Annotated in this window: 18 protein-coding genes; 10 read left to right on the forward strand and 8 right to left on the reverse strand. The window is 63.8% G+C overall.

Annotation, left to right across the window (positions count from 1 at the left end):
- Positions 1 to 4: 4 nt before the first annotated feature.
- From JV241A_RS19800 to edd, 7 genes are all read right to left on the reverse strand, one after another.
- The gene (locus tag JV241A_RS19800) at positions 5 to 850 is read right to left on the reverse strand and encodes a carbohydrate ABC transporter permease (protein ID WP_115088542.1); all 846 of its coding nucleotides are present in this window, start codon (positions 848 to 850) and stop codon (positions 5 to 7) included.
- Positions 843 to 1,751 (reverse strand): sugar ABC transporter permease, encoded by a 909-nt coding sequence (locus JV241A_RS19805; RefSeq protein WP_115088543.1) that lies wholly within the window; start codon positions 1,749 to 1,751, stop codon positions 843 to 845. Before JV241A_RS19805 ends, JV241A_RS19800 begins: the two co-directional genes overlap by 8 nt.
- Positions 1,752 to 1,886: 135 nt before the next feature.
- Positions 1,887 to 3,149 (reverse strand): ABC transporter substrate-binding protein, encoded by a 1,263-nt coding sequence (locus JV241A_RS19810; protein ID WP_134064130.1) that lies wholly within the window; start codon positions 3,147 to 3,149, stop codon positions 1,887 to 1,889.
- Between the two features lie 144 nt (positions 3,150 to 3,293).
- Entirely contained in the window at positions 3,294 to 4,688 is a 1,395-nt protein-coding gene (locus JV241A_RS19815; protein ID WP_275670891.1) for an ATP-binding protein, read from the reverse strand.
- 43 nt (positions 4,689 to 4,731) lie between these two features.
- Positions 4,732 to 5,430: a response regulator transcription factor gene (locus JV241A_RS19820; RefSeq protein ID WP_115088878.1), complete on the reverse strand. Its 699-nt coding sequence runs from the start codon at positions 5,428 to 5,430 to the stop codon at positions 4,732 to 4,734.
- Between the two features lie 74 nt (positions 5,431 to 5,504).
- Positions 5,505 to 6,458, reverse strand: coding sequence for a glucokinase (locus JV241A_RS19825; RefSeq protein WP_115088546.1), 954 nt, complete (start codon positions 6,456 to 6,458; stop codon positions 5,505 to 5,507).
- Positions 6,455 to 8,281 carry a phosphogluconate dehydratase gene (gene edd / locus JV241A_RS19830; protein WP_134064132.1) on the reverse strand — a complete coding sequence of 609 codons (1,827 nt, stop codon included), beginning with the start codon at positions 8,279 to 8,281 and terminating at the stop codon, positions 6,455 to 6,457. The genes JV241A_RS19825 and edd overlap by 4 nt, the downstream gene beginning before the upstream one ends.
- A 269-nt stretch (positions 8,282 to 8,550) precedes the next feature.
- Between edd and gap the strand changes: the two genes are divergently transcribed.
- The 8 genes from gap to JV241A_RS19870 all read left to right on the forward strand — a co-directional run bounded on the left by gap (position 8,551) and on the right by JV241A_RS19870 (position 18,806).
- Positions 8,551 to 9,552: a type I glyceraldehyde-3-phosphate dehydrogenase gene (gap, locus tag JV241A_RS19835; protein ID WP_115088548.1), complete on the forward strand. Its 1,002-nt coding sequence runs from the start codon at positions 8,551 to 8,553 to the stop codon at positions 9,550 to 9,552.
- 88 nt (positions 9,553 to 9,640) lie between these two features.
- Positions 9,641 to 10,153: a sigma-70 family RNA polymerase sigma factor gene (locus tag JV241A_RS19840; RefSeq protein WP_115088549.1), complete on the forward strand. Its 513-nt coding sequence runs from the start codon at positions 9,641 to 9,643 to the stop codon at positions 10,151 to 10,153.
- A 94-nt stretch (positions 10,154 to 10,247) separates the two neighbouring features.
- A complete protein-coding gene (locus JV241A_RS19845) occupies positions 10,248 to 11,210 on the forward strand; it encodes a FecR domain-containing protein (protein ID WP_115088880.1) in 963 nt (320 codons plus the stop codon).
- Between the two features lie 119 nt (positions 11,211 to 11,329).
- Complete coding sequence (locus JV241A_RS19850) at positions 11,330 to 13,924, forward strand: TonB-dependent receptor (RefSeq protein WP_115088550.1); 2,595 nt, start codon at positions 11,330 to 11,332, stop codon at positions 13,922 to 13,924.
- A gap of 145 nt (positions 13,925 to 14,069) precedes the next feature.
- Entirely contained in the window at positions 14,070 to 14,684 is a 615-nt protein-coding gene (locus tag JV241A_RS19855; RefSeq protein WP_115088551.1) for a biliverdin-producing heme oxygenase, read from the forward strand.
- A gap of 60 nt (positions 14,685 to 14,744) precedes the next feature.
- Entirely contained in the window at positions 14,745 to 15,170 is a 426-nt protein-coding gene (locus JV241A_RS19860) for a YbaN family protein (protein ID WP_115088882.1), read from the forward strand.
- 101 nt (positions 15,171 to 15,271) lie between these two features.
- Positions 15,272 to 17,398 carry a methyl-accepting chemotaxis protein gene (locus JV241A_RS19865; protein ID WP_134064134.1) on the forward strand — a complete coding sequence of 709 codons (2,127 nt, stop codon included), beginning with the start codon at positions 15,272 to 15,274 and terminating at the stop codon, positions 17,396 to 17,398.
- 49 nt (positions 17,399 to 17,447) lie between these two features.
- Positions 17,448 to 18,806, forward strand: coding sequence for a CoA transferase (locus JV241A_RS19870; protein ID WP_134064136.1), 1,359 nt, complete (start codon positions 17,448 to 17,450; stop codon positions 18,804 to 18,806).
- A 105-nt stretch (positions 18,807 to 18,911) separates the two neighbouring features.
- Here JV241A_RS19870 and arcD (JV241A_RS19875) read toward each other — a convergent pair whose 3' ends face one another.
- Entirely contained in the window at positions 18,912 to 20,339 is a 1,428-nt protein-coding gene (gene arcD / locus JV241A_RS19875; protein WP_115088554.1) for an arginine-ornithine antiporter, read from the reverse strand.
- Positions 20,340 to 20,780: 441 nt separating this feature from the next.
- Here arcD (JV241A_RS19875) and arcD (JV241A_RS19880) point away from each other — a divergent pair, with 441 nt between their 5' ends.
- Positions 20,781 to 22,208, forward strand: coding sequence for an arginine-ornithine antiporter (gene arcD / locus JV241A_RS19880; RefSeq protein ID WP_115088555.1), 1,428 nt, complete (start codon positions 20,781 to 20,783; stop codon positions 22,206 to 22,208).
- 33 nt (positions 22,209 to 22,241) lie between these two features.
- Positions 22,242 to 23,498 (forward strand): arginine deiminase, encoded by a 1,257-nt coding sequence (gene arcA / locus JV241A_RS19885; RefSeq protein ID WP_115088556.1) that lies wholly within the window; start codon positions 22,242 to 22,244, stop codon positions 23,496 to 23,498.
- The last annotated feature ends 9 nt before the right edge of the window (positions 23,499 to 23,507 follow it).

A 23,507-nucleotide genomic window follows, 5' to 3' on the forward strand; every position in this document is an offset into this window, starting at 1 on the left:
TTGTTTACCCCTTGACCGCGCCGGCCGTGAGCCCGCGCAGGAAATACTTGCCAGCCAGCACATAGACCAACAGGGTCGGTAACCCGGCGATCATCGCCGCCGCCATGTCGACGTTGTATTCCTTGACCCCGGTGCTGGTGTTGACCAGGTTGTTCAGGGCCACGGTGATCGGTTGCGCATCGCCGCTGGCGAACACCACGCCGAAGAGAAAGTCGTTCCAGATCTGGGTGAACTGCCAGATCAGGCAGACCATGATGATCGGCACCGACATCGGCAGCAGGATGCGCCCGAAGATGGTGAAAAAACCCGCGCCATCGAGCCGCGCCGCCCGCACCAGAGCCTCCGGCACGCTGCAGTAGTAGTTGCGGAAAAACAGCGTGGTGAAGGCCAGGCCGTAGACGATATGCACCAGCACCAGGCCGCTGGTGGTGCTGGCCAGGCCAAGCTTGCCGAGGGTGAACGAGGCCGGCAGCAGCACGGTCTGGAACGGCAGGAAGCAGCCGAACAAGAGCAGGCCGAAGAACAGCTGCGACCCCCTGAAACGCCACATCGACAGCACATAGCCGTTGAGCGCACCGAGCAGGGTCGAGATCACCACCGCCGGCACGGTGATCTTCACCGAGTTCCAGAAGTAGCCGCCGACCGTGTCCCAGGCCTTGATCCAGCCGATGCCGGTGATCACCTCGGGCCAGCTCAGCAGGTTGCCGGTACGGATGTCTTCCGGCGACTTGAAGCTGGTCAGCAGCATCACGATCAGCGGGATCAGGTACAACGCACAGGCCAGGATCAGGGTCGAGTAGATGGCCAGGCGGCTGAAGCTCAACGAGCGGGGAGCGAGGGACCTAGTCATGGCGTTTGTTCCTCAGTTCCGAATACAGGTACGGCACCAGGATCGACAGGATCGCGCCGAGCATCAGGATCGCGCTGGCCGAGCCCATGCCCATCTGCCCACGGCTGAAGGTGAAGGAATACATGAACATCGCCGGCAGGTCAGAGGCATAGCCCGGGCCGCCCGCAGTCATGGCCGCGACCAGGTCGAAGCTCTTGATCGCGATGTGCGCAAGGATCATCAGTGCGCTGAAAAACACCGGGCGCAAACTTGGCAAGACGATGCGCAGGTAGATGCTCGGCAGGCTGGCGCCATCGACTTGCGCGGCACGGATGATCGACTGATCGACGCCGCGCAGGCCGGCCAGGAACAGCGCCATGACAAAGCCCGAGGCCTGCCACACGGCGGCGATCACCAGGCAGTAGACAACCCGGTCGGGGTCCACCAGCCAGTCCAGGCGAAAGCCTTCCCAGCCCCAGTCGCGAAGCATCTTGTCCAGGCCCAGGCCGGGGTTGAGCAGCCACTTCCAGGCGGTGCCGGTGACGATCATCGACAGCGCCATGGGGTACAGGTAAATAGTGCGAATGAACCCTTCGCGGCGGATGCGCTGGTCGAGCAAAATCGCCAGCAGCACGCCGATCACCAGGCTGATGGCGATGAACATGCCGCCGAACAGCAGCAGGTTCTTGCTCGCCACCCACCAGCGGTCGTTCTCCATCAGCCGTGCATATTGCGCCAGGCCCACCCACTTGTAGCTGGGCATGAAGCTTGAGTTGGTGAAGGACAGGACGAAGGTCCAGAGGATGTAGCCGTAAAAACCCACCAGGACGATCAACATGCTCGGCGCCAGTACCAGTTTCGGTAACCAGCGCTGCAGGGCGTCCAGGGGTGAGGCCTTGTTGATTGTGGCAACAGTGCTCATCAGAAAGTCTCGGTTGAAGGGCGGCGCTGCGCACCGCATCGCTGGCAAGCCAGCTCCCACAATGGACTGCATGCACCGACCCTGTGGGAGCTGGCTTGCCAGCGATGAAGCCCCGCAGAGTCGTTGCCTACACCATCACTTGGCCGACTTGATCGCCGAATTCAGCTGCTTGACCGCCGTTGCCGGATCGGCTTTCGGGTCGTTGAAGAAGTTGGTGACGACATCGAAGATCGCCCCCTGCACCGCCAGGGAGGTCGCCATGTTGTGGGCCATGCTCGGTTGCAGGCCGTCACCCTTCTCCGCTTCCTTGAAGTCCACCGCCGACTTCTGCGTGCAGGCGTCGAACTGGCTCATGTCCATGTCCTGGCGCACCGGCAAGGAGCCCTTGTTCTGGTTGAACACGGTCTGGAACCGCGGTTCCAGGGCGACCTTGGCCAAGTCGTTCTGGGCCTTGATGTCGTTCTCGTTCTTGAGCTTGAACATCGCCAGCGAATCGATGTTGTAGGCGAAACTGCCCTGGGTGCCGGGGAAGGCCACGCACTGGTAGTCCTTGCCTGCCACTTTGCCGGCGGCGGTCCATTCGCTCTTGGCCCAGTCGCCCATGATCTGCATGCCGGCCTTGCCATTGATGACTTCGGCGGCAGCAATGTTCCAGTCGCGCCCGGCGCGATTGGGATCCATGTAAGTGCCCAGGCGCTTGAGGGTTTCGAACACCTTGACCATCTGCGCGCCAGTCAGGGTGTCTTCATCCAGTTCGACGATGGCTTTGTGATAGCCCTGGGGCCCGAGGATGCTCAGCACCAGGTCTTCGAAAACGGTGCTGTCCTGCCACGGCTGGCCGCCATGGGCGAGCGGGATGAAACCGGCCGCCTTGAGCTTGTCGGCGGCGGCGAACAGTTCATCGAGGGTGGTCGGCACCTTGGCCCCGGCCTTGTCGAACACCTGCGGGTTGATCCACAGCCAGTTGACCCGGTGGATGTTCACCGGCACCGCTACATAGTGGCCGTCGTACTGCATGATCTGGGCGACTTTCTTTGGCAGCAGGGCGTCCCAGTTGTTGGCTCTGGAGACATCGTCGAGTTCGGTGAGCAGGCCCAGCGCACCCCACTCCTGGATGTCCGGCCCCTTGATCTGGGCGGCGCCTGGCGGGTTACCGGCCACTGCGCGGCTCTTCAGTACGGTCATGGCCGCTGCGCCACCGCCACCGGCGACGGCGTTGTCCTTCCAGGTGAAACCGTCTTTCTCGACTTGTTCCTTGAGGGTTTTCACCGCCGCGGCTTCGCCTCCGGAGGTCCACCAGTGGGTGACTTCGACCGTGCCGTTAGCAGCAGCAACAGCACTCAGGGGCAACAAGGAGGCGAGGGAAATGACAGCGGCGAGGCGATTGATCGCATTCATCGAGAGGAACCTTTTCTTGTTGTTATGCAGGTGCAAGTCGTGGTGCTTGCGCTTGCATTGGAGTCTAACCAACGGCACCCGGGCCGGAGGTAACGAAGGGATGCGCGAATGTCACCAGCTGGTGACATTCGCCCAGGCAGAATTTCAGTCAACGCTGCGCGGCAGGCTCAAGGTCACCCGCAAGCCGCCCTCACGCAGGTTGCGCAGGCTCACCTCGCCGCCGTGGCTATGGGCGATGTTGCGCGCGATACCCAGGCCCAGGCCGTAGCCCTGCTGCTGTCCGGCCAGGCGAAAATGCGGCTCGAACACCTGCTCCTGACGTTGCTCGGGCACGCCCGGGCCCTCGTCATCGACCTGCAAGACAAAGCCAATGTCACTGTCGAGGATGCGCAGGTGGGCGCGCTCGCCGTATTTCAGGGCGTTGTCGATCAAGTTGCCAATGCAGCGCTTGAGCGCCAGTGGCTTGCCGGGATAAGGCGCCTGGGCGCGACCTTCGAGGGTGATCTGGCCACTGCCCAGGTACGGTTCGACCAGGCATTCGAGCACCTGGTTGAGGTCGATACGCTCGATGTTCTCGTGGATGTCGGTGTCCTTCACACATTGCAGCGCGCCCTTGACCAGCATCTCCAGCTCGTCCAGGTCGCGGCCGAACTTGGCCTGCAACTGCTCGTCATCAAGCAACTCGACACGCAGGCGCAAGCGCGTGATCGGCGTGCGCAGGTCGTGGGAGATGGCGCTGAACAACTGGCTGCGTTCGGTCAGGTAGCGGCTGATGCGCTCGCGCATGGCGTTGAAGGCCCGGCCCACCTCCTCCACTTCACTGCCACCGCCTTCGGTCACCGGCTCGACGTCGGCCCCCAGCGACATCTCCCGTGCGGCCAGGGCCAGGCGCTTGAGCGGGCGGCTCTGCCAGTGCACCAGCAGACCGATGAACAGCAGCAGGAATGAACTGGTCAGCACGATGAACCATAACTGCTGGCTGGGCAGGCCCTGCTCTTCGAGGCTGGTGTAGGGCTCGGGCAGCAGCGAGGCGATGTACAGCCACTCGCCTTCAGCGAGGCGAATCTGGGTCACCAGCACCGGCGGGTTGATCGGCTCCAGGGTCAGCGCATAGTGGGCCCAGGAACGCGGCAGCTCATCGAGCTTCAGGCCGCTGTTGAAGATCCGCAAATCCTGCGGGCTGACAAACTGGATGGAAATTTCCAGCTGCGCGCCGAGGCGCTGGTGCAGCACATCAGCGACGGCGTCGATCACCGCCTCCTTGCGCGGCGTGGCCGGCAGTACCTGCATGCCCAGCGGTTTGTCGTTGAGCGAAACGACGAAGCGGGTACCGCCCATGCTACGCAACTGGTCGAGCACCATCGGCCGGTAAGCCACCGGCAGGGAGCGAAAATAACTGACGCTGGCACTCATCGAATGGGCCAGGCTGCGCGCGCTGGCGACCAGGCCTTCCATCTGGCTGGCACGCAATTGCGACAACCAGATCACACTCGACAGCCCCTGGGCCAGCAACACCACCAGCAAGGTCAACAGCAGCATGCGCCCCAGCAGCGAGCGTGGCAGCGGCAGGCGCCAGCGCCCTTCAGTGCGCGGGCGCAACGCTGGCCGCCAGCAGGTAGCCACTGCCGCGTACGGTACGGATCAACCGTGGCGGTTTTTCGGTGTCGCGCAGGCGCTGGCGCAGGCGGCTAACCGCCATGTCGACAATGCGGTCCAGCGGCATCGGCTCACGGCCACGGGTGGCGTTGCCGATGGTGTCGCGGTCGAGGATCTGTTGCGGGTGATCGAGGAACAGCTTGAGCAAGGCGAAGTCAGCACCGGAGAGAATCACCTCTTCACCATCGCGGTGGAACAAGCGGTGGCTGATGGTATCCAGGCGCCAGTCATCGAAGGCCAGCACGTCACAGCCACTGCGCTCCTGGCCAAAACCGGCACGGCGCAGCAGCGCCTTGATCCGCGCCTGCAGTTCGCGCGGGCTGAAGGGTTTGCCCAGGTAATCATCGGCGCCCAGCTCCAGGCCGATGACCCGGTCGGCTTCGTCGGAGCTGGCGGTGAGCATGATGATCGGCACCTGGGCCAGGCGCGGATGCTGGCGCACCCAGCGACACAGGCTGAAACCGTCTTCGTCGGGCAACATCACGTCGAGGATCACCAAGTCGCAGTCGCTGGCGTCGAGGGCCTGGCGAAAGCCGCGCCCGTCGGCCACCGCCTGGACGCTGAAACCGGCGCGGCTCAGGTAGGTCTGCAGCAGTTCACGAATGTCCTGGTCGTCGTCGACCATCAATATCGACTTGCTCACGCATCACTCCTTGTTGAACAGGTGAGTGCTTCGCGGGGCAAGCCCGCGCCTACACCTCAGCCGGCTTGTTGCAGCGCCACGCCGGCCCCGAGCAAGCCGGAGAATTCGGCGGTCACCAACCATACCGGGAGATCCTTGAAGTAGCCACTCATGCAGCCCTTGTCGGCAAAGCTGGCGCCAAAGCCGCTGCGCAGGAACAGCTCGGCAAAGCGTGGAACGATGCCGCCGACGATAAACACCCCGCCACGCCCGCCGAGGGTCAGGACGTTGTTGCCCGCCACCCGGCCCAGGAAGCGGCAGAACTGCTCGATCACCGCCAGGGCAACGGGCTCACCGGCCAGCGCCGCGTCGGTGATCGCCGCCGGACTTTGCAGCGGCGCAGGCTGACCATCCAGGGCACAGATGGCCTGGTACAAGCGCAGCAGGCCGCCGCCGCTGAGGACGGTTTCGGCGCTGACATGGCCGATTTCGCTTTCGATCTGCTGGCGGATCTGCGCTTCGCGGGCATTGCCCACCGGCAGGTCGACATGCCCGCCCTCGCCCGGCAAAGCCATCCAGCGGTCCTCACCCAGGTTGAGCAAGGTGCCGACGCCAAGGCCGGTGCCCGGGCCGATCACCAGCGCCGGGCGGCTGGCATCAGGCGTGCCTGCGCAGACGGTACGGTACTCGTCCGCCTGCAAGCGGGTCATGCCCAGGGCCATGGCGGTGAAGTCGTTGATCAGCAGCAACTGCTCGACCTGCAAGGTTTTGCAGAACGCCTGGCGGCTGAGCCGCCAGTGGTTGTTGGTAAAGCGAAACTCATCACCGTCGACTGGCCCGGCCACCGCCAGGCACACCGCGCCCAGCTCGCCGCGGGCCAGGCCCTGGTCAGCCAGGTAAGCGCCAATGGCCTGTTCCGGGCTGGTGTAGTCCGCCGTGGCAAAGACCTGCACCGCGTGCATGCGGTTGTCTTCCCAGAGGGCGAAGCGTGCATTGGTGCCGCCGATATCGCCGACCAGTGCGCGCTTCATTTGAGTGTCTCCAGGGCCGAGGTGAAGGCGCTGGCGCCTTTCTCTGCCGGGCTCAGGGCGGTACGCAGGAAGCCGAACAGCTCGCGGCCGCAACCCAGGTCGTTGCCGGTCGGTGGTGCGGGCAGTTCTCGATCGGCCAGCTCGGCTGCACTGAGTTTCACCGTCAGGGTACCCGCCACGCCGTCGACCCGGACGATATCGCCATCGCGCAGGCGCGCCAGCGGGCCGCCATCGAAGGCTTCGGGGCAGACATGAATGGCCGCGGGGATTTTCCCTGAAGCACCGGACATGCGCCCGTCGGTTACCAGTGCGACCTTGAAGCCACGGTCCTGCAACACGCCAAGGAACGGGGTCATCTTGTGCAGCTCGGGCATGCCGTTGCAGCGCGGCCCCTGGAAGCGCATTACCGCAACGAAATCACGCTCCAGCTCGCCGGCCTGGAAGGCATCGGCCAGCGCCTGCTGGTCATGGAACACCAGTGCCGGGGCTTCGACCACCTGATGCTCGGGGGCTACTGCGGACACCTTCATCACCCCGCGACCGAGGTTGCCTTCCATGACCCGCAGACCGCCTTCGGGCGAGAACGCCCGTGCCACTGGGCGCAGGATCGCCTCATCAAGGCTGGCCTTCGGGCCTTCGCGCCAGACCAGTTTGCCGGCCTCAAGGAACGGCTCCTGGGTGTAGCGACGCAGGCCATGGCCGGCGACGGTGTTGACGTCTTCGTGGAGCAAACCGGCATCGAGCAGTTCGCGAATCAGGAAGGCCATGCCGCCGGCAGCCTGGAAGTGGTTGATGTCGGCCTTGCCGTTCGGATAGACGTGGGACAGGGTCGGCACCACTTCCGAGAGCTCGGCCATGTCCTGCCAGGTCAGCTGGATGCCGGCGGCCTGGGCAATCGCCGGCATGTGCAGGGTGTGGTTGGTCGAGCCGCCGGTGGCGTGCAGGGCAACGATGGAGTTGACCAGGGATTTCTCGTCGACAATCTCACCCAGCGGCATGAAGGCGCCACTGGCCTTGGTCATGCGCGTGACCTGCTGCGCAGCCTCGACAGTCAGGGCATCGCGCAGCGGCGTATACGGGTTGACGAAAGAGGCGCCCGGCAGGTGCAGGCCCATCACTTCCATCAGCAGCTGGTTGGTATTGGCAGTGCCGTAGAAGGTGCAAGTGCCGGGGCTGTGGTAGGACTTCATCTCCGACTCCAGCAGCTCTTCGCGACTGGCCTTGCCTTCGGCGTAACGCTGGCGCACATCGGCTTTCTCCTTGTTGGAAATGCCCGACGGCATCGGCCCACCCGGCACGAACAGCGTCGGCAGATGGCCGAAGCGCAACGCGCCCATCAGCAGGCCGGGGACGATCTTGTCGCAGATGCCGAGCATCAGCGCCGCATCGAACATGTTGTGCGACAGGGCGATGGCGGTGGACATGGCGATCACTTCGCGGCTGGCGATGCCCAGTTCCATACCGGGTTCACCCTGGGTGACGCCGTCGCACATGGCCGGCACACCGCCGGCGAACTGGCCGACCGAGCCGATTTCGCGCAGCGCCTGCTTGATCTGTTCGGGGTAATGCTCGTAGGGCTGGTGCGCCGAGAGCATGTCGTTGTAGGCGGAGACGATGGCGACGTTGGCCGCGTTCATCATCCGCAGGCTTTGCTTGTCCTGGCTGCCGCAGCCGGCGACACCGTGAGCGAAGTTGGCGCACTGCAGCTTGGCACGCATCGGCCCGTCGCTGGCGGCCCCGCGAATCAGCTCAAGGTAGCGTTCACGGGTGGGGCGACTGCGGGCGATCAGCCGTTGGGTGACCTCAAGAATGCGCGGATGCATGTACTGGACTCCAGGCTATCGGTGGTTGCGACCTCTGCGGCGGTTTCCCTTATCAACGATCGCGGCCTAGGCTCAATGGCAGGGGCGATGCGTTGCGGGAGGAACGGCTTGGCCGATCGCTCGTTGTAGATTGAATAAAATATTGCCAGCAAAAAGGCTTGTTTTCTATTTTTTTACGAATAATCTTGTAATTCCAACAACAAAATCAGATGCAGTGAAGCAAAACTTCAATTGCCACGGGCTTCACCCGGTCTCCCAGAGGTAGCTCCATGACCCTTCGTATCGCAATCAATGGCTTTGGCCGCATCGGCCGCAACATCCTTCGCGCACTCTATACCCAAGGCTACCGTCAGGATCTGCAGGTCGTCGCCATCAACGACCTGGGCGACAGCGCGATCAATGCCCATCTGCTCAAATACGACAGCGTCCACGGCAGCTTCGCTGCCACGGTTGAATCCGATCACGAGAGCATTACCGTCAACGGCGACCGCATCGCCGTCAGCGCCATCCGCAACCCGGCGGAGCTGCCATGGAAAGCCGAAGCCATCGATGTGGTGTTCGAGTGCACCGGTTTGTTCACCGAGCGCGCCAAGGCCGCCGCCCATCTTACTGCCGGGGCCGGCAAAGTCATTATCTCGGCGCCGGCCAAGGGGGCTGATGCCACCGTGGTGTACGGGGTCAACCATGACATCCTGCGCCCCTCGCACCAGATCATCTCCAGCGCTTCGTGCACCACCAACTGCCTGGCGCCGCTGGCCCAGGTGCTGCACCGCGAGTTCGGCATCGAGCAGGGGCTGATGACCACCATTCATGCCTACACCAACGACCAGAACCTTACCGACGTCTACCACAGCGACCCGTTCCGCGCCCGTTCGGCGACCCAGTCGATGATCCCGAGCAAGACCGGCGCCGCCGAAGCCGTGGGCCTGGTGCTGCCGGAACTGGCCGGCAAGCTCACCGGCATGGCCGTGCGGGTGCCGGTGATCAACGTGTCGCTGGTCGACCTCACTGTCAACCTTGAGCGCGAGGCCACGGCCGAGGCCGTCAACGCGCTGTTCAAGGAAGCCAGCCGGCATTCCAAGGTGCTCGGCTACAACAGCCTGCCGCTGGTGTCCTGCGACTTCAACCACAACCCGTTGTCGTCGATTTTCGATGCCAACCATACCCGGGCCAACGGGCGCATGCTCAAGGTGATGGCCTGGTACGACAACGAATGGGGCTTCTCCAACCGCATGCTGGATAACTGCCTGGCGCTGCACAACGCCCGCTAGGACCATCCCTTGCAGGAGCGGAGGCAGTACTTGACCAATGCGCTGATGATAAGCATTATCATTCGCCACGCCATGGTCGGGTACCGCTGTGAGTCAGTCCCAGTTCAACGCCGTTTTCCTCGCGCAGCGGGTCAGCCTGCTGCGTACGCTGCAGCGCATGGTGGATAACCCCAGTACTGCCGAAGACCTGTTGCAGGAGACCTACCTGCGGGTGACCCGCGCCCTGGGCGAACGGCCCATCGAGCACCTCGAGCCTTTCGTGTTCCAGACCGCGCGCAACCTCGCCCTCGATCACTTGCGCGCACGCCGGGCGCAGTCGCGCAACCTGGTCGACGATGTGCCCGAGCAAGTCCTGCACAACGTCGCTGCGCCCAGCAGCAGTGCCGAAGACGCCGCCCACGCCGAACAACTGCTCAAGCGCCTGAGCGTCAGCCTCGCGCAATTGACCGAACGCCAACAGCGCATCTTCATCCTCAGCCGCCTGCATGGCGCCAGCTACCTGGAAATCGCCGAACAACTGAAAGTGTCGGCAAGCACGGTTCAGAAGGAACTGAAACTGATCATGGCCATCTGTGTAGGGGTAGCCGACCGGCTGAAGTAAACAGCCCGTCGTGGATCGCAGCTAAAACCTTGCCATCCCCATGGATACCCCGGATCATTCGCAAAAAAGCGCCAGCCCCGCCAAGGACCCACCCGTGACCGACAGTCCCTCTCCTCGCCCCTCGCCGCCTGGCCAAGCCGCCAGTGACCGGGCCATGGACCAGGCCCTGGACTGGCTGATTCGCCTGCAATGTGCGTCAGAGCAAGACACCCAGGCCTTCGAAGCCTGGCTCGAGGCAGACCCGGCCAACGCCCGCGCCTATGTCGAGGCCGAGGCGGTCTGGAACGGCGCGCCCCTGCGCCAGGCCGCCGGGCAACTGCATCAGGTACAGCGCCGCAGCCTGCGCTCACGTATCCGCCCACACTGGAAACCCCTCGCTACGGCCGCTGTGCTGCTGGTGGGGATTTTCACCGTAGGCAACCTGCCGGTGCGCCTGCAGGCCGATCATCTGACCGTAGTGGGTGAACGCCAGCGGGTACAGCTGGACGACGGTTCCAAGGTCTTGCTCAACACCAATTCGGCGTTTGCCAGCGACCTGCGCGACAACCGCCAAGTGGCCCGGCTGCTGCAGGGCGAGGCCTACTTCGAGGTTCCCGGCGGCGCCCAGCCACCGCTGGAACTGCAGGCCGGCCCGCTGCGTGCCAGTGTGCGCGATACCGATTTTGCCGTGCGCTACCTCAACGGCGAAGCCCAGGTTCGGGTGCAACGCGGCGACGTCGACCTGCAGGCCAGCAGCGACCAGCGCATTCGCCTGTCGGCGGGTGACAGCATCAGCGTCGGGCCCAATGGCTTCGGCCAGCGCGGACGCCTGGATGCGCAAAAGGACCTGGCCTGGGTCCAGGGCCGCCTGGTGTTCGAGAACTGTCCGCTGAGCCAGGTGCTGGCCGAACTGCGCCGCTACTACCCCGGCTGGATCATCAACGGCAACGAGCAGCTGGCAAACGTCGCGGTCACCGGCAACTACCGCCTCGACCAGCCCCTGGAAACCTTGCGTGCCCTGGCCCACATCACCTCGGCACAGTTGCACGAGTACCCGGCGCTGGTGATTCTCAACTGAGGCAAAAGTTTTTTTACGCGATCCCTGAAGCTGTTACGTCTCGTTATAGCCAATGCAACTGATTCTTATTTTTGAATCAGCCAGCACCTATAACATTCGCGCGACAGGGAGCGCTTTCGATGTCCACTGGTTTCACTCGTCGATCTTCAGCCACTTCACGTACCCCCGGCCTGCAGCGTTGCACGCTCTCCCTGTTGACCCTGGCCATGCTCGCCAGCGGCGCCTGCAGCCTGCCGGCATTGGCCGCGGAACCGGCCCAGGCCAGTGCCCCGCGCATGGGCGACTACCGCTTCGCCATCAACCAGCAGCCGCTGGTGTCGGCGCTCAACGCCTTTACCGCGGTGACCGGCTGGCAAGTGGGCTTCTCTGCGGAACTTGCCGAGGGCGTCGCCTCGCCGGGCGTGCATGGCTCGCTGAAACCGGAAGCGGCCCTGCAGCGCCTGCTGGCCGGCACCGGCCTGAGCTACCGCACGCTCAACAGCGGCAACGTGGTGATCGAACGCAGCGCCAGCAAGGCCATCGCCCTGCAGCAAATCACCGTCAGCGCCACCCGTAGCGCCCAGGACATCAGCCAGGTGCCGAGCACCGTCAGCGTACAGACCCGCGAGCAGCTCGATCGCCAGAACGTCAACAACATCAAGGAACTGGTGCGTTACGAGCCTGGCGTTTCGGTCAGCGGCACCGGCCAGCGCAGCGGCCTGAACGGCTACAACATCCGCGGTATCGACGGTGAGCGGGTGCTGACCCAGATCGACGGCGTGTCGATCCCCGACAGTTTCTTCTTCGGCCCCTACGCCCAGACCCAGCGCAACTACGTCGACCCTGAGATCGTCAAGCGCGTGGAGATCCTCCGTGGCCCGGCTTCGGTGCTGTACGGCAGCAACGCCATTGGCGGCGCGGTCAGCTACTTCACCCTCGACCCCGACGACATCATCAAGCCTGGCCAGGACGTCGGCGCACGCCTGAAGACCGGCTACAGCTCGGCAGACGAAAGCTGGCTGAACTCGGCCACCGTCGCCGGCCGCCAGGGCGAGTTCGACGGCCTGCTGCACCTGAGCCAGCGCAACGGCCATGAAACCGAGTCCTACAGCAGCCACGGCGGCACCGGCCTGGCACGCACCGCCGCCAACCCGGAAGACGTGCGCACCACCAACATCCTCGCCAAGGCCGGCTGGAACTACGCCGACGACGCGCGCCTGGCCTTCACTTACGAAAACTACAAGGACGACCGTGACCTGAAGCTCAAGAGCGCCGTGGGCGGGCCGTTCATTCCGGGCTTCGGCGCGATGAACGCGTACCGCGACCGCACCGGCAACGATACCGTGACCCGCGAGCGTTTCGGCATCAACCACGAATTCGCCCTGGGCAGCGTGCTGGCCGACAACATGAAGTGGAGCCTGAACTACCAGATCGGCAAGACCGACCAGCGCACCGAAGAGCTCTATTTCGCCTCGGGTCGCCAGGTGTTCCGTGACCGCCAGACCACCTACAAGGACCGCCAGTGGGTGTTCGACGCACAACTGGACAAAGCCTTCAGCGTCGGCGCCACCGAGCACTTGCTGACCTACGGCACCACCCTCAAGCACCAGAAGGTCACCGGCTCGCGCAGCGGCACCGGCACCTGCCTGAATGTCGGTGGCAGCTGCCGCTTCATCGGCCAGGTCAGCACCAGTGACAGCCAGGCGCTGGTCAGTGACTTCCCCGATCCGACCGTCAACACCTACAGCCTGTTCGCCCAGGACGAGATCCGCTGGAACCAGTGGACCTTCCTGCCGGGCGTGCGCTACGACTACACCAAGCTCACCCCGCACATGACCGACGAGTTCCTGCGTGGCGTCGGCGCCAACCCCACCGACCCGGTCGACGACGACGCCAAGAAATGGCATCGGGTCTCGCCCAAGTTCGGCCTGACCTACGCCTTCAACGACAACTACACCTGGTACGGCCAGTACGCCGAAGGCTTCCGTACGCCGACCGCCAAGGCGTTGTACGGCCGCTTCGAGAACCCGGGCCTGGGCTACAGCGTGCGCGGCAACTCCAACCTCGAGCCGGAAAAGAGCAAGAGCTACGAGACCGGCCTGCGTGGCAACTTCGAGGCCGGTGACTTCGCCGTCGCGGTGTTCTACAACAAGTACCGCGACTTCATCAACGAAGACGCGGTGCAGGGCAGCAACCTCGGCCAGACCTTCGAAGCCAACAACATCAAGCACGCCACCATCAAGGGTGCCGAGTTCAAGGGCCGCCTGAACCTCGACGCCTTCGGCGCACCGCACGGCCTGTATACCCAGGGCTCGCTGGCCTACCTCTATGGCCGCAACGACGACACCGGCCAGCCGCTCAACAGCGTCAACCCGCTGACCGCGGTGATGGGCCTGGGTTACGAGCAGGAGCAATACGGCGCGCTGCTGAGCTGGACCCTGGTCAAACGCAAGAACCGCGTCGACGACACCACCTTCTTCGCCCCCGACGGCACCAGCAAGCAGTTCCGCACCCCGGGCTACGGTGTGCTCGACCTGACCGGCTTCTACAAGGTCACCGACGACATCACGGTCAACGCCGGCCTCTACAACCTGACCGACAAGAAGTACTGGCAGTGGGATGACGTGCGCGGCTACGACGGCCTCGGTGAAGCGGCGGTAACTGCCCCCGCCAACCTCGACCGCCTGACCATGCCGGGCCGCAATTTCGCCATCAACCTGGTCTGGGATATCTGAACCGCAGCGCGGGGCAAGCCCGCTCCTACAGATTTTGCAGGAGCGGGCTTGCCCCGTGAAAAGCCTTTGAGGTGAGGTTTTTTTACTGTCACGCGTCTTCTCATTCGTCTAGTCATCAGGCACGCCCATTTCGCAAGGAATCACCATGACCGCCGCTACCACCACCGAACGCGCCAGCCTGCGTTCGCAGCGTTTGAACCAGCTGACCCACGCCCCGCACACCGAACTCGACGCCCTGGTCAAATCCCACGCGCCGTTCGAAACCCGCGAGAGCTTCGCCCGCTTCGTGGTTGCCCAGTACCTGTTCCAGTCCGAGCTCAAGGCGCTGTACACCGACCCGGCGCTGATCGCCATCGTCCCGGACCTGGCCGCACGCTGCCGCGCCGAACAGGCCGGCCTGGACCTGGCTGACCTGAACACCGAGATCCCGGCCGACTTCGCCGGCGCCCTGCAGCGCCCAAGCCTGGGTGAAGCCATGGGCTGGATCTTCGTTTCCGAAGGTTCCAAGCTCGGCGCTGCGTTCCTGATCAAGCGTGCCGTCGGCCTGGGCCTGTCGGACAGCTTCGGTGCCCGTCACCTGGGCGAACCGGCCGGTGGCCGCGCCGAAGGCTGGAAGCAGTTCACCCGCATCCTCGACGGCCTGGAACTGAGCGCCGAAGAAGAAGCCAAGGCCGAGCAAGGCGCCGTGGCCGCCTTCGAGCGTTTCACCGAGCTGCTCAAACACGCCTACGCAACTGCGCCTAAAGCCGAACTGGCCTGATGCGCCGTACCCGGTTACCCTCGTGGTAACCGGGCCTTGCCCGTGCACACCGACAAGCCCATGACCCGCCCAGCCGCTTCAAAACTCTCGCGCCTGCTCTTCGGCCTGCTGGCCTACGTCAGCCTGGGCATCGGTCTGGTGGCCATCGTGATTCCCGGCCTGCCCACCACCGAGTTCATCCTCCTCGCCGCCTGGGCCGCCACCCGCAGCTCGCCGCGCCTGAGTGCCTGGCTGGAAAACCATCGCCTGTTTGGCCCGATCCTGAGCAACTGGCGCAACGGCAAGGTAATCCAGCGCCGGGCCAAGGTCAGCGCCACTGTCAGCATGCTGCTGTGCGCCGGCGTGATGCTGGTGTTTCTGGAGCATCGCTGGCCGGTATTTCTCGCCATCGCCGGCATGACGCTGGGCAACCTGTGGATCTGGTCGCGGCCAGAAACCGCGCCCTTGAGCCTCGTCGACCGTTCATCGGCGCGCACTCATGGCTAAGGCTATAAAGCCGATGAACTGTTATCGCTAAAAGGATGTAGCGAACCGAGCCCGCCCAGTGACTCGGTCCTCTACCGGCCTGCCTTTTAGCGAGTACGTCCATGTTCGACACGCTCTCGATCCGCCTGAAAATCGTCCTGCTCTCCGGCCTCTGCCTGCTTGGCGTGGTCGCACTCGTCGTCGGTATCAACCTGTATCAATCGCACCAGAGCGATGAACTGGTCGGCGACGCCAGCACCACCATGCTCACCCGCAACGTCCAGGCCCTGCTACAGGCCCGCGCCGGCGAAAAGGCCGAGATGCTGCGGCGTACTTTCAGCGACAGCCAGACCGTCATCACCGCCCTCGCCGATCAGGTCCAGGACCTGCAGCAATTGGCCCGCGACCGCGGCCTGAGCGCTGGCGACCTGCGTGAAGCGATCAACCAGAGCCTGGCCACCAGCTTCAAGCGCAACCCCGACGTACTGGGCGTGTGGCTGGCATTCGAGCCCGAAGGCCTGGACGGTGGCGACAGCGCGTTTGCCAACGATGCCAAGCGCCTGAGCAACGAGAGCGGCCGCTTCGCCAGCTACTGGAGCCGCGCCCAGGGCCAGGCCTTGAACACGGTGATCAGCGACGCCGACCTGAACAAGACCGAAATCAACCTCAGCGGCACGCCGTACAACGTCTGGTACACCTGCTCGCGCAACAGCGCCCGCGCCTGCCTGCTCGAGCCCTACTCCGACACCGTCGGCGGCAAGCAGATGCTGATGACCAGCATCACCATGCCCTTGCTGCACAACGGCAAGGTGATCGCCGTGGCTGGCGTTGATATTTCCCTCGATGCCCTTCAGGCCGCTGCCGCCAAAGCCCAGCAGGAGCTGTTCAATGGCGCCGGGCGCTTGATGATCGTCGCCCCCAGCGGCCTGCTGGCGGCCAACAGCAACGATGCCGGCAAGGTCGGCAAGAGCATCGACCAGGACGGCCAGCCGGCGCTGCAAAAGCTGGCCGCCAATCAGCCACTGATCCTTGAGCAAGGCGAGACCATCCGCGCCGTGAACCCGGTGCAACCGATTGCCGACAGCAAGCCCTGGGGCATTCTGATCGACCTGCCCAAGCAGGTCCTGCTGGCCGACGCCACCAGCCTCCAGGCCACCCTCGAAGACGCCCGCACCAGTGGCACCCTCAAGGTGCTGCTGTTCGCCACCCTGGCCGGTCTCGGCGGCCTGTTGCTGATGTGGCTGACCGCTACCGGTGTGACCCGCCCGCTGAACAGCGTGGCCAGCATGCTCGAAGACATCGCCAGCGGCGACGGCGACCTCACCCAGCGCCTGCGCTATGCGCGCAAGGACGAACTCGGCCGGTTGACCGGCGGCTTCAACCGCTTCCTCGACAAGCTGCAGCCGACCATCGCCCAGATCAAGCAGAGCATCACCCAGGCCCGGGCCACTGCTGACCAGTCCTCGGCGATTGCCCAGCGCACCAGCGAAGGCATGCAGGTGCAGTTTCGCGAGATCGACCAGGTGGCCACCGCCTCCAACGAGATGAGCGCCACCGCCCACGACGTCGCCAACAGCGCTGCCAGTGCCGCCGACGCCGCCCGCGGAGCCGACCGCTCGGCCAAGGACGGCATGGCGATCATCGAGCGCAGCACCCGCGACATCACCGTGCTCGCCGAACAGGTCAGCAAGGCCGTGAGCGAAGTGGAAACCCTGGCGCAGAACAGCGAGCAGATCGGCTCGGTGCTTGAAGTGATCCGCAGCATCGCCGAGCAGACCAACCTGCTGGCCCTCAACGCCGCCATCGAAGCGGCCCGCGCCGGCGAAAGCGGCCGTGGTTTTGCCGTGGTGGCCGACGAAGTACGCAACCTGGCGCGCCGTACCCAGGACTCGGTCGAAGAGATCCGTCTGGTGATCGAACGCATCCAGAGCAACACCCGCGAGGTGGTGGCGACCATGCATTCGAGTCACGGCAAAGCCCAGGAAAACGCCGGGCAGATCCACCAGGCGGTGCAGGCGCTGGACAAGATCAGCGAGGCGGTAACGGTGATCAGCGACATGAACCTGCAGATCGCCAGTGCCGCCGAGCAGCAAAGCGCGGTGGCCGAAGAGGTCAACCGCAACGTCTCGGCGATCCGTGGCGTGACCGAGACCCTGACCGGCCAGGCCGCCGAATCGGCCCAGGTGAGCAGCCAGCTCAACACCCTGTCGTCGCAGCAGATGGCCCTGATGGATCAGTTCAGGGTTTGACCTGGCGCCGCTGATGGTCTGCAATGGCCCTTCTGCTGGAGGGCCATTGATGACCGCGCTACTCGACACCCTTGTCGCCGAACTGCAGCTGCCAACGGCACTGCGCGATACCCTGCGCTTTCGCGGCAACGGCGCCCTGCCTTCGACTTTCGCCGTCACCGCGCTTGCCAGCAGCAGCGTTGCCGCCTGTGGCCTGGCAATCGCCGAACTGCTGCAGCGCCAGCTTGAGCAACAGCCTGCCGTTGAAGTTGACCGCCGCCTGAGCTCGTTCTGGTTCGCCACCAGCCTGCGCCCGCAAGGCTGGAGCACACCGCCCTTGTGGGACCCGATTGCCGGTGACTACCGCGCCGAGGATGGCTGGATTCGCCTGCATACCAACGCAGCTCATCATCGCGCCGCCGCCGAGAAGGTAGTGGGCCGTGCGGCTGACCGCGCACAAATGGCCGACCTGGTTGCGCGCTGGCGCGCAAGCGAGCTGGAAAGCGCGATAGTCACCGCTGGCGGTTGCGCCGCGCACATGCGCAGCGGGTCCGAATGGTCGGCCCACCCTCAGGGCCTGGCAGTGAATGCCGAGCCGTTGATTCACCGCCAACTGGCTCCAGCCTTTACAAGCAGACGCTGGAGCGGTAACGCCGTCCGACCTCTGGCCGGGGTCAAGGTGCTGGACCTGACCCGCATCCTCGCCGGCCCCACAGCCAGCCGCCTGCTGGCTGGCTTCGGCGCTGAGGTACTGCGGATCGACCCGCCAGGCTGGGAGGAACCGGCGGTGGTTGCCGAGGTGACCCTGGGTAAACGCTGTGCGCGCCTGGACTTGCACGATGGGGATGATCGACGGGTGTTTGAACGCCTGCTCAGCGAAGCCGATATTCTCCTGCATGGTTACCGCGCCGATGCCCTCGAACGACTGGGGTATGCCAGCGAACAGCGCCGCCAGCTCAACCCCGGACTGATCGATGTGAGCCTCAACGCCTACGGCTGGAGCGGCCCCTGGCAACAGCGCCGGGGCTTCGACAGCCTGGTGCAGATGAGCTGCGGCATCGCTTGCGAAGGCATGCGCTGGCAACAGGCCGACCAGCCCGTGCCGCTGCCGGTGCAGGCATTGGACCATGGCACCGGGTACCTGATGGCGGCTGCGGCAATCAAGGCCTACAGCGAACGCCTGGGCAGCGGTTGCGGGGCAACCCTGCGCCTGTCGCTGGCGCGCACGGCGAAGCTGTTGATCGATCAGGGGACGCTGGCAGCGGATGTGCCGTTGCAGGCTGAGACGGCAGCGGACCTGAACCCGCACCTGGAGCAGACGCCCTGGGGGCTGGCGCAGCGGCTGAAGGCGCCGCTGCTGGTCGAAGGGGCGCCGTTGGTTTGGCAGCGAGGGGCTTGTGAGCTGGGTTCTGCTGCTGCCTGTTGGTGAATGTGAGGGCCTCTCGCTGGCAAAGCCAGCGCCCACAGAGTTTGCTGCACACCGATCTACTGTGGGAGCCGGCCTTGCCGGCGATGGGCTGCGCCGCAGCCCTGATTAAAGGCTCAACACCCCACTGTACAACCCATAAGCCGCCAACCCCGCGCCCACCAGAACGGCGGCAAAGATCAGCTTCTCCCAGGTGGTAAACAGCGCCTGCCCCTGCTCATGCTTGGCCCGGGCAAACAGGATCACCCCCGGCGCGTACAACAGCGCCGACAACAACAGGTACTTGAGCCCCCCGGCGTACAGCAGCCAGATCGCATACACCAGGGCGGTGCCGGCAATCACCAGGTCCTTGCGCCGCGCACCCGGATGCCCTTCATACGATTCCCCACGTACCGCCAACAGCACTGCATAGGCCGCCGACCACAGGTATGGCACCAAAATCATCGACGACGCCAGGTAGATCAGGCTGGTGTAGGTCCCGGCGGAAAACAGCGTGATCAGCAAGAACAGCTGAATCATCACGTTGGTCAGCCACAAGGCATTGGCCGGCACGTGGTTGGCGTTTTCCCGGGCCAGAAAGCGCGGCATGGTCTGGTCGCGGGCCGTGGCAAAGAGGATCTCGGCGCACAGCAAGGCCCATGACAGCAAAGCCCCCAACAGCGACACCGCCAGGCCGATGCTGATCAGCAAGGCACCCCAGGGCCCGACGATATGCTCGAGCACCGAAGCCAGCGACGGATTCTGCAAGGCGGCCAGTTCCGGCTGGGTCATCACCCCGAGCGACAGCACGTTGACCAGCACCAGCAGGGCCAGCACGCCAATAAAGCCGATCACCGTGGCCTTGCCGACGTCCGAACGCTTCGCCGCCCGTCCGGAGTAGACACTCGCACCCTCGATGCCGATAAACACGAACACGGTCACCAGCATCATGTTGCGCACCTGGTCGAGCACTCCACCGAATTTCGGGTTGCTCAAGCCCCAGATGTCACGGGTAAAGATGTCGGCGCGAAAGGCTACGGCAGCGATGACGATGAACATCACCAGCGGCACGATCTTGGCCACGGTGGTCACCTGGTTGATGAACGCCGCCTCCTTGATCCCGCGCAACACCAGAAAATGCACCGCCCACAACAGCAACGAGGCGCAGGCGATGGCAATCGGCGTGTTGCCCTCGCCAAACACCGGAAAGTAGAAACCCAGGGTGCTGAACAGCAGCACGAAGTAGCCGACGTTGCCCAGCCAGGCGCTGATCCAGTAGCCCCAGGCCGAAGAAAAGCCCATGTATTCGCCAAAGCCGGCCTTGGCGTAGGCATACACCCCGGAATCCAGCTCGGGTTTGCGGTTGGCCAGGGTCTGGAACACGAAGGCCAGGGCCAGCATGCCCACCGCTGTGATCCCCCAGCCGATCAGTACCGCGCCGACGTCGGCACGTGCGGCCATGTTTTGCGGCAGCGAAAAAATCCCACCGCCGATCATCGAGCCGACCACCAAGGCGATCAACGCACCCAGGCGCAATTTCTGTCCAGGTTCGGACATGCAGATCCCCTTCTGTCTCGTGTTTGTAACGCCAGAGGTACACCCTGAGTTAAATATATGCAGAGTGTAAGCGTTCATATGTATTAAACCACTAAGCTTCCGCTGCTCATAACTTGTGCGTCTATGCCTGACGAACTAAATAGGGAGTTTTGTGCACTATTTCCGCTTGTTCAAGCCAATAAGATATTTTCTCAGGAAAAATTTGCGATTCCCCCAAAACGGACTAGCTTCAATTCTCACAGCCCCGCAAGAGCGATTGCTCTAAAAGGCCATGGAGGTGCCAGTGGACAAGGCTTGCAGCACTGCGATCGGCATACTCCGGGAGGCTGTTTCAGTCACTGATCTCAATGGAATGTCCTCATGAACTGACCTGAATCAGCTAATGACTTCGCCGCTGGATTTATTCTAGCGCCATCTCTTCTCCTGGTACGGAGTTATTCAATGTCAGACGCTCCCGGAAAACTACGACTTGGTGCGCTGGTTGCACTTGTTGTCGGCTCGATGATCGGCGGCGGGATCTTTTCGTTGCCGCAAAACATGGCCGCAAGTGCCGATGTAGGCGCTGTTCTGATCGGCTGGGGCATCACCGCCATCGGCATGCTGACCCTGGCTTTCGTGTTCCAGACCCTGGCCAATCGCAAGCCTGACCTGGACGGCGGGGTGTACGCCTACGCCAAGGCCGGTTTCGGCGATTACATGGGCTTTTCTTCGGCCTGGGGCTACTGGATCAGCGCCTGGCTCGGCAACGTCGGCTACTTCGTGTTGCTGTTCAGTACCCTCGGCTACTTCTTCCCGATCTTTGGCGAGGGCAACACCCCGGCAGCGGTCATTGGCGCCTCGGTGCTGCTCTGGGCCGTGCATTTCCTCGTGCTGCGCGGGATCAAGGAAGCGGCGTTCATCAACCTGGTCACGACCGTGGCCAAGGTCGTGCCGCTGGCGTTGTTCGTGCTGATCGCCGTGTTCGCCTTCAAGCTGGACATCTTCACCGCTGACATCTGGGGTTCGATGAACCCGGACCTGGGCAGCGTGATGAACCAGGTGCGCAACATGATGCTGGTCACCGTGTGGGTGTTCATCGGCATCGAGGGCGCGAGCATCTTCTCGGCCCGGGCAGAAAAACGCTCGGACGTGGGTAAGGCCACGGTCATCGGCTTCATTACCGTGCTGCTGTTCCTGGTGCTGGTCAACGTGCTGTCGCTGGGCATCATGACCCAGCCGGAACTGGCCAAGCTGCAGAACCCGTCGATGGCCGCCGTGCTTGAGCACGTGGTCGGTCACTGGGGCGCGGTGCTGATCAGCGTCGGCCTGATCATCTCGCTGCTCGGTGCCCTGCTGTCGTGGGTGCTGCTGTGCGCCGAGATCATGTTCGCCGCCGCCAAAGACCACACCATGCCGGAGTTCCTGCGCCGCGAGAACGCCAACCACGTGCCGGCCAACGCCCTGTGGCTGACCAACGCCATGGTGCAGATCTTCCTGGTCATCACCCTGTTCTCGGCCAGTACCTACCTGTCGCTGATCTACCTCGCCACTTCGATGATCCTGGTGCCTTACCTGTGGTCGGCGGCCTACGCCTTCCTGCTGGCGCTGCGCAGCGAAACCTACGAACAGGCCCTGGCCGAACGCAAGAAAGACCTGGTCATCGGTGCCATCGCCCTGCTCTACGCGGTCTGGCTGCTGTATGCCGGCGGCGTCAAATACCTGCTGCTTTCGGCCCTGCTCTATGCCCCTGGCGTGATCCTGTTCGCCAAGGCCAAGCGCGAGGTCGGCCAACCGATTTTTACCAACGTGGAGAAGCTGATCTTCGCCGCCGTGGTCCTTGGCGCCCTGGTGGCTGCCTACGGCCTGTACGACGGCTTCCTGACTCTGTAACCACCCGTTTTCGCAACTTGGAGGAAATGAACCATGTCCACGGATAAAGTTAAGTACGGCGTACATTCCGAAGCCGGCAAACTGCGCAAAGTGATGGTCTGCTCCCCTGGCCTGGCGCACCAGCGCCTGACGCCGAGCAACTGCGACGACCTGCTGTTCGATGACGTCATCTGGGTCAACCAGGCCAAGCGCGACCACTTCGACTTCGTCACCAAAATGCGTGAACGCGGCATCGAAGTGCTGGAAATGCACAACCTGCTGACCGAGACCGTGCAGAACCCCGAAGCACTGAAATGGATCCTCGACCGCAAGATCACCCCGGACACCGTCGGTGTCGGCCTGACCAACGAAGTGCGCAGCTGGCTCGAAGGCCTGGAGCCACGCAAACTGGCCGAGTTCCTGATCGGCGGCGTGGCCGGTGAAGACCTGCCCGACAGTGAAGGCGCCAGCGTCATCAAGATGTACCGCGACTACCTGGGCCACTCCAGCTTCCTGCTCGACCCACTGCCCAACACCCAGTTCACCCGCGACACCACTTGCTGGATCTACGGCGGCGTGACCCTCAACCCGATGTACTGGCCGGCGCGACGCCAGGAAACCCTGCTGACCACCGCGATCTACAAGTTCCACCCCGAGTTCAGCGGTGCCGACTTTGAAGTCTGGTACGGCGACCCGGATCATGACCACGGCAAGGCCACCCTCGAAGGCGGCGACGTCATGCCGATCGGCAATGGCGTGGTCCTGATCGGCATGGGCGAGCGCACCTCGCGCCAGGCCATCGGTCAACTGGCGCAATCGCTGTTTGCCAAAGGTGCGGTCGAGAAGGTCGTGGTGGCCGGCTTGCCGAAATCCCGCGCCGCGATGCACCTGGATACCGTGTTCAGCTTCTGCGACCGCGACCTGGTCACGGTCTTCCCGGAAGTGGTCAAGGAAATCGTCCCGTTCGTCATTCGTCCGGACAGCAGCAAGCCGTACGGCATGGACGTGCGCCGCGAGAACAAGACCTTTCTCGACGTGGTCGCCGAATCCCTCAACCTCAAGCAGCTGCGCGTGGTGGAAACCGGCGGCAACAGCTTCGCCGCCGAACGCGAGCAATGGGATGACGGCAACAACGTGGTGGCGCTGGAGCCCGGCGTAGTCATCGGCTACGACCGCAACACCTACACCAACACCCTGCTGCGCAAGGCCGGTGTCGAAGTCATCACCATCAGCGCCGGCGAACTGGGCCGTGGCCGCGGCGGCGGTCACTGCATGACCTGCCCGATCGTGCGCGACCCTATCGACTACTAAAACGACCAT

It is taken from the genome of Pseudomonas sp. JV241A (assembly GCF_900275665.1).
Lineage (GTDB): Bacteria > Pseudomonadota > Gammaproteobacteria > Pseudomonadales > Pseudomonadaceae > Aquipseudomonas > Aquipseudomonas wadenswilerensis.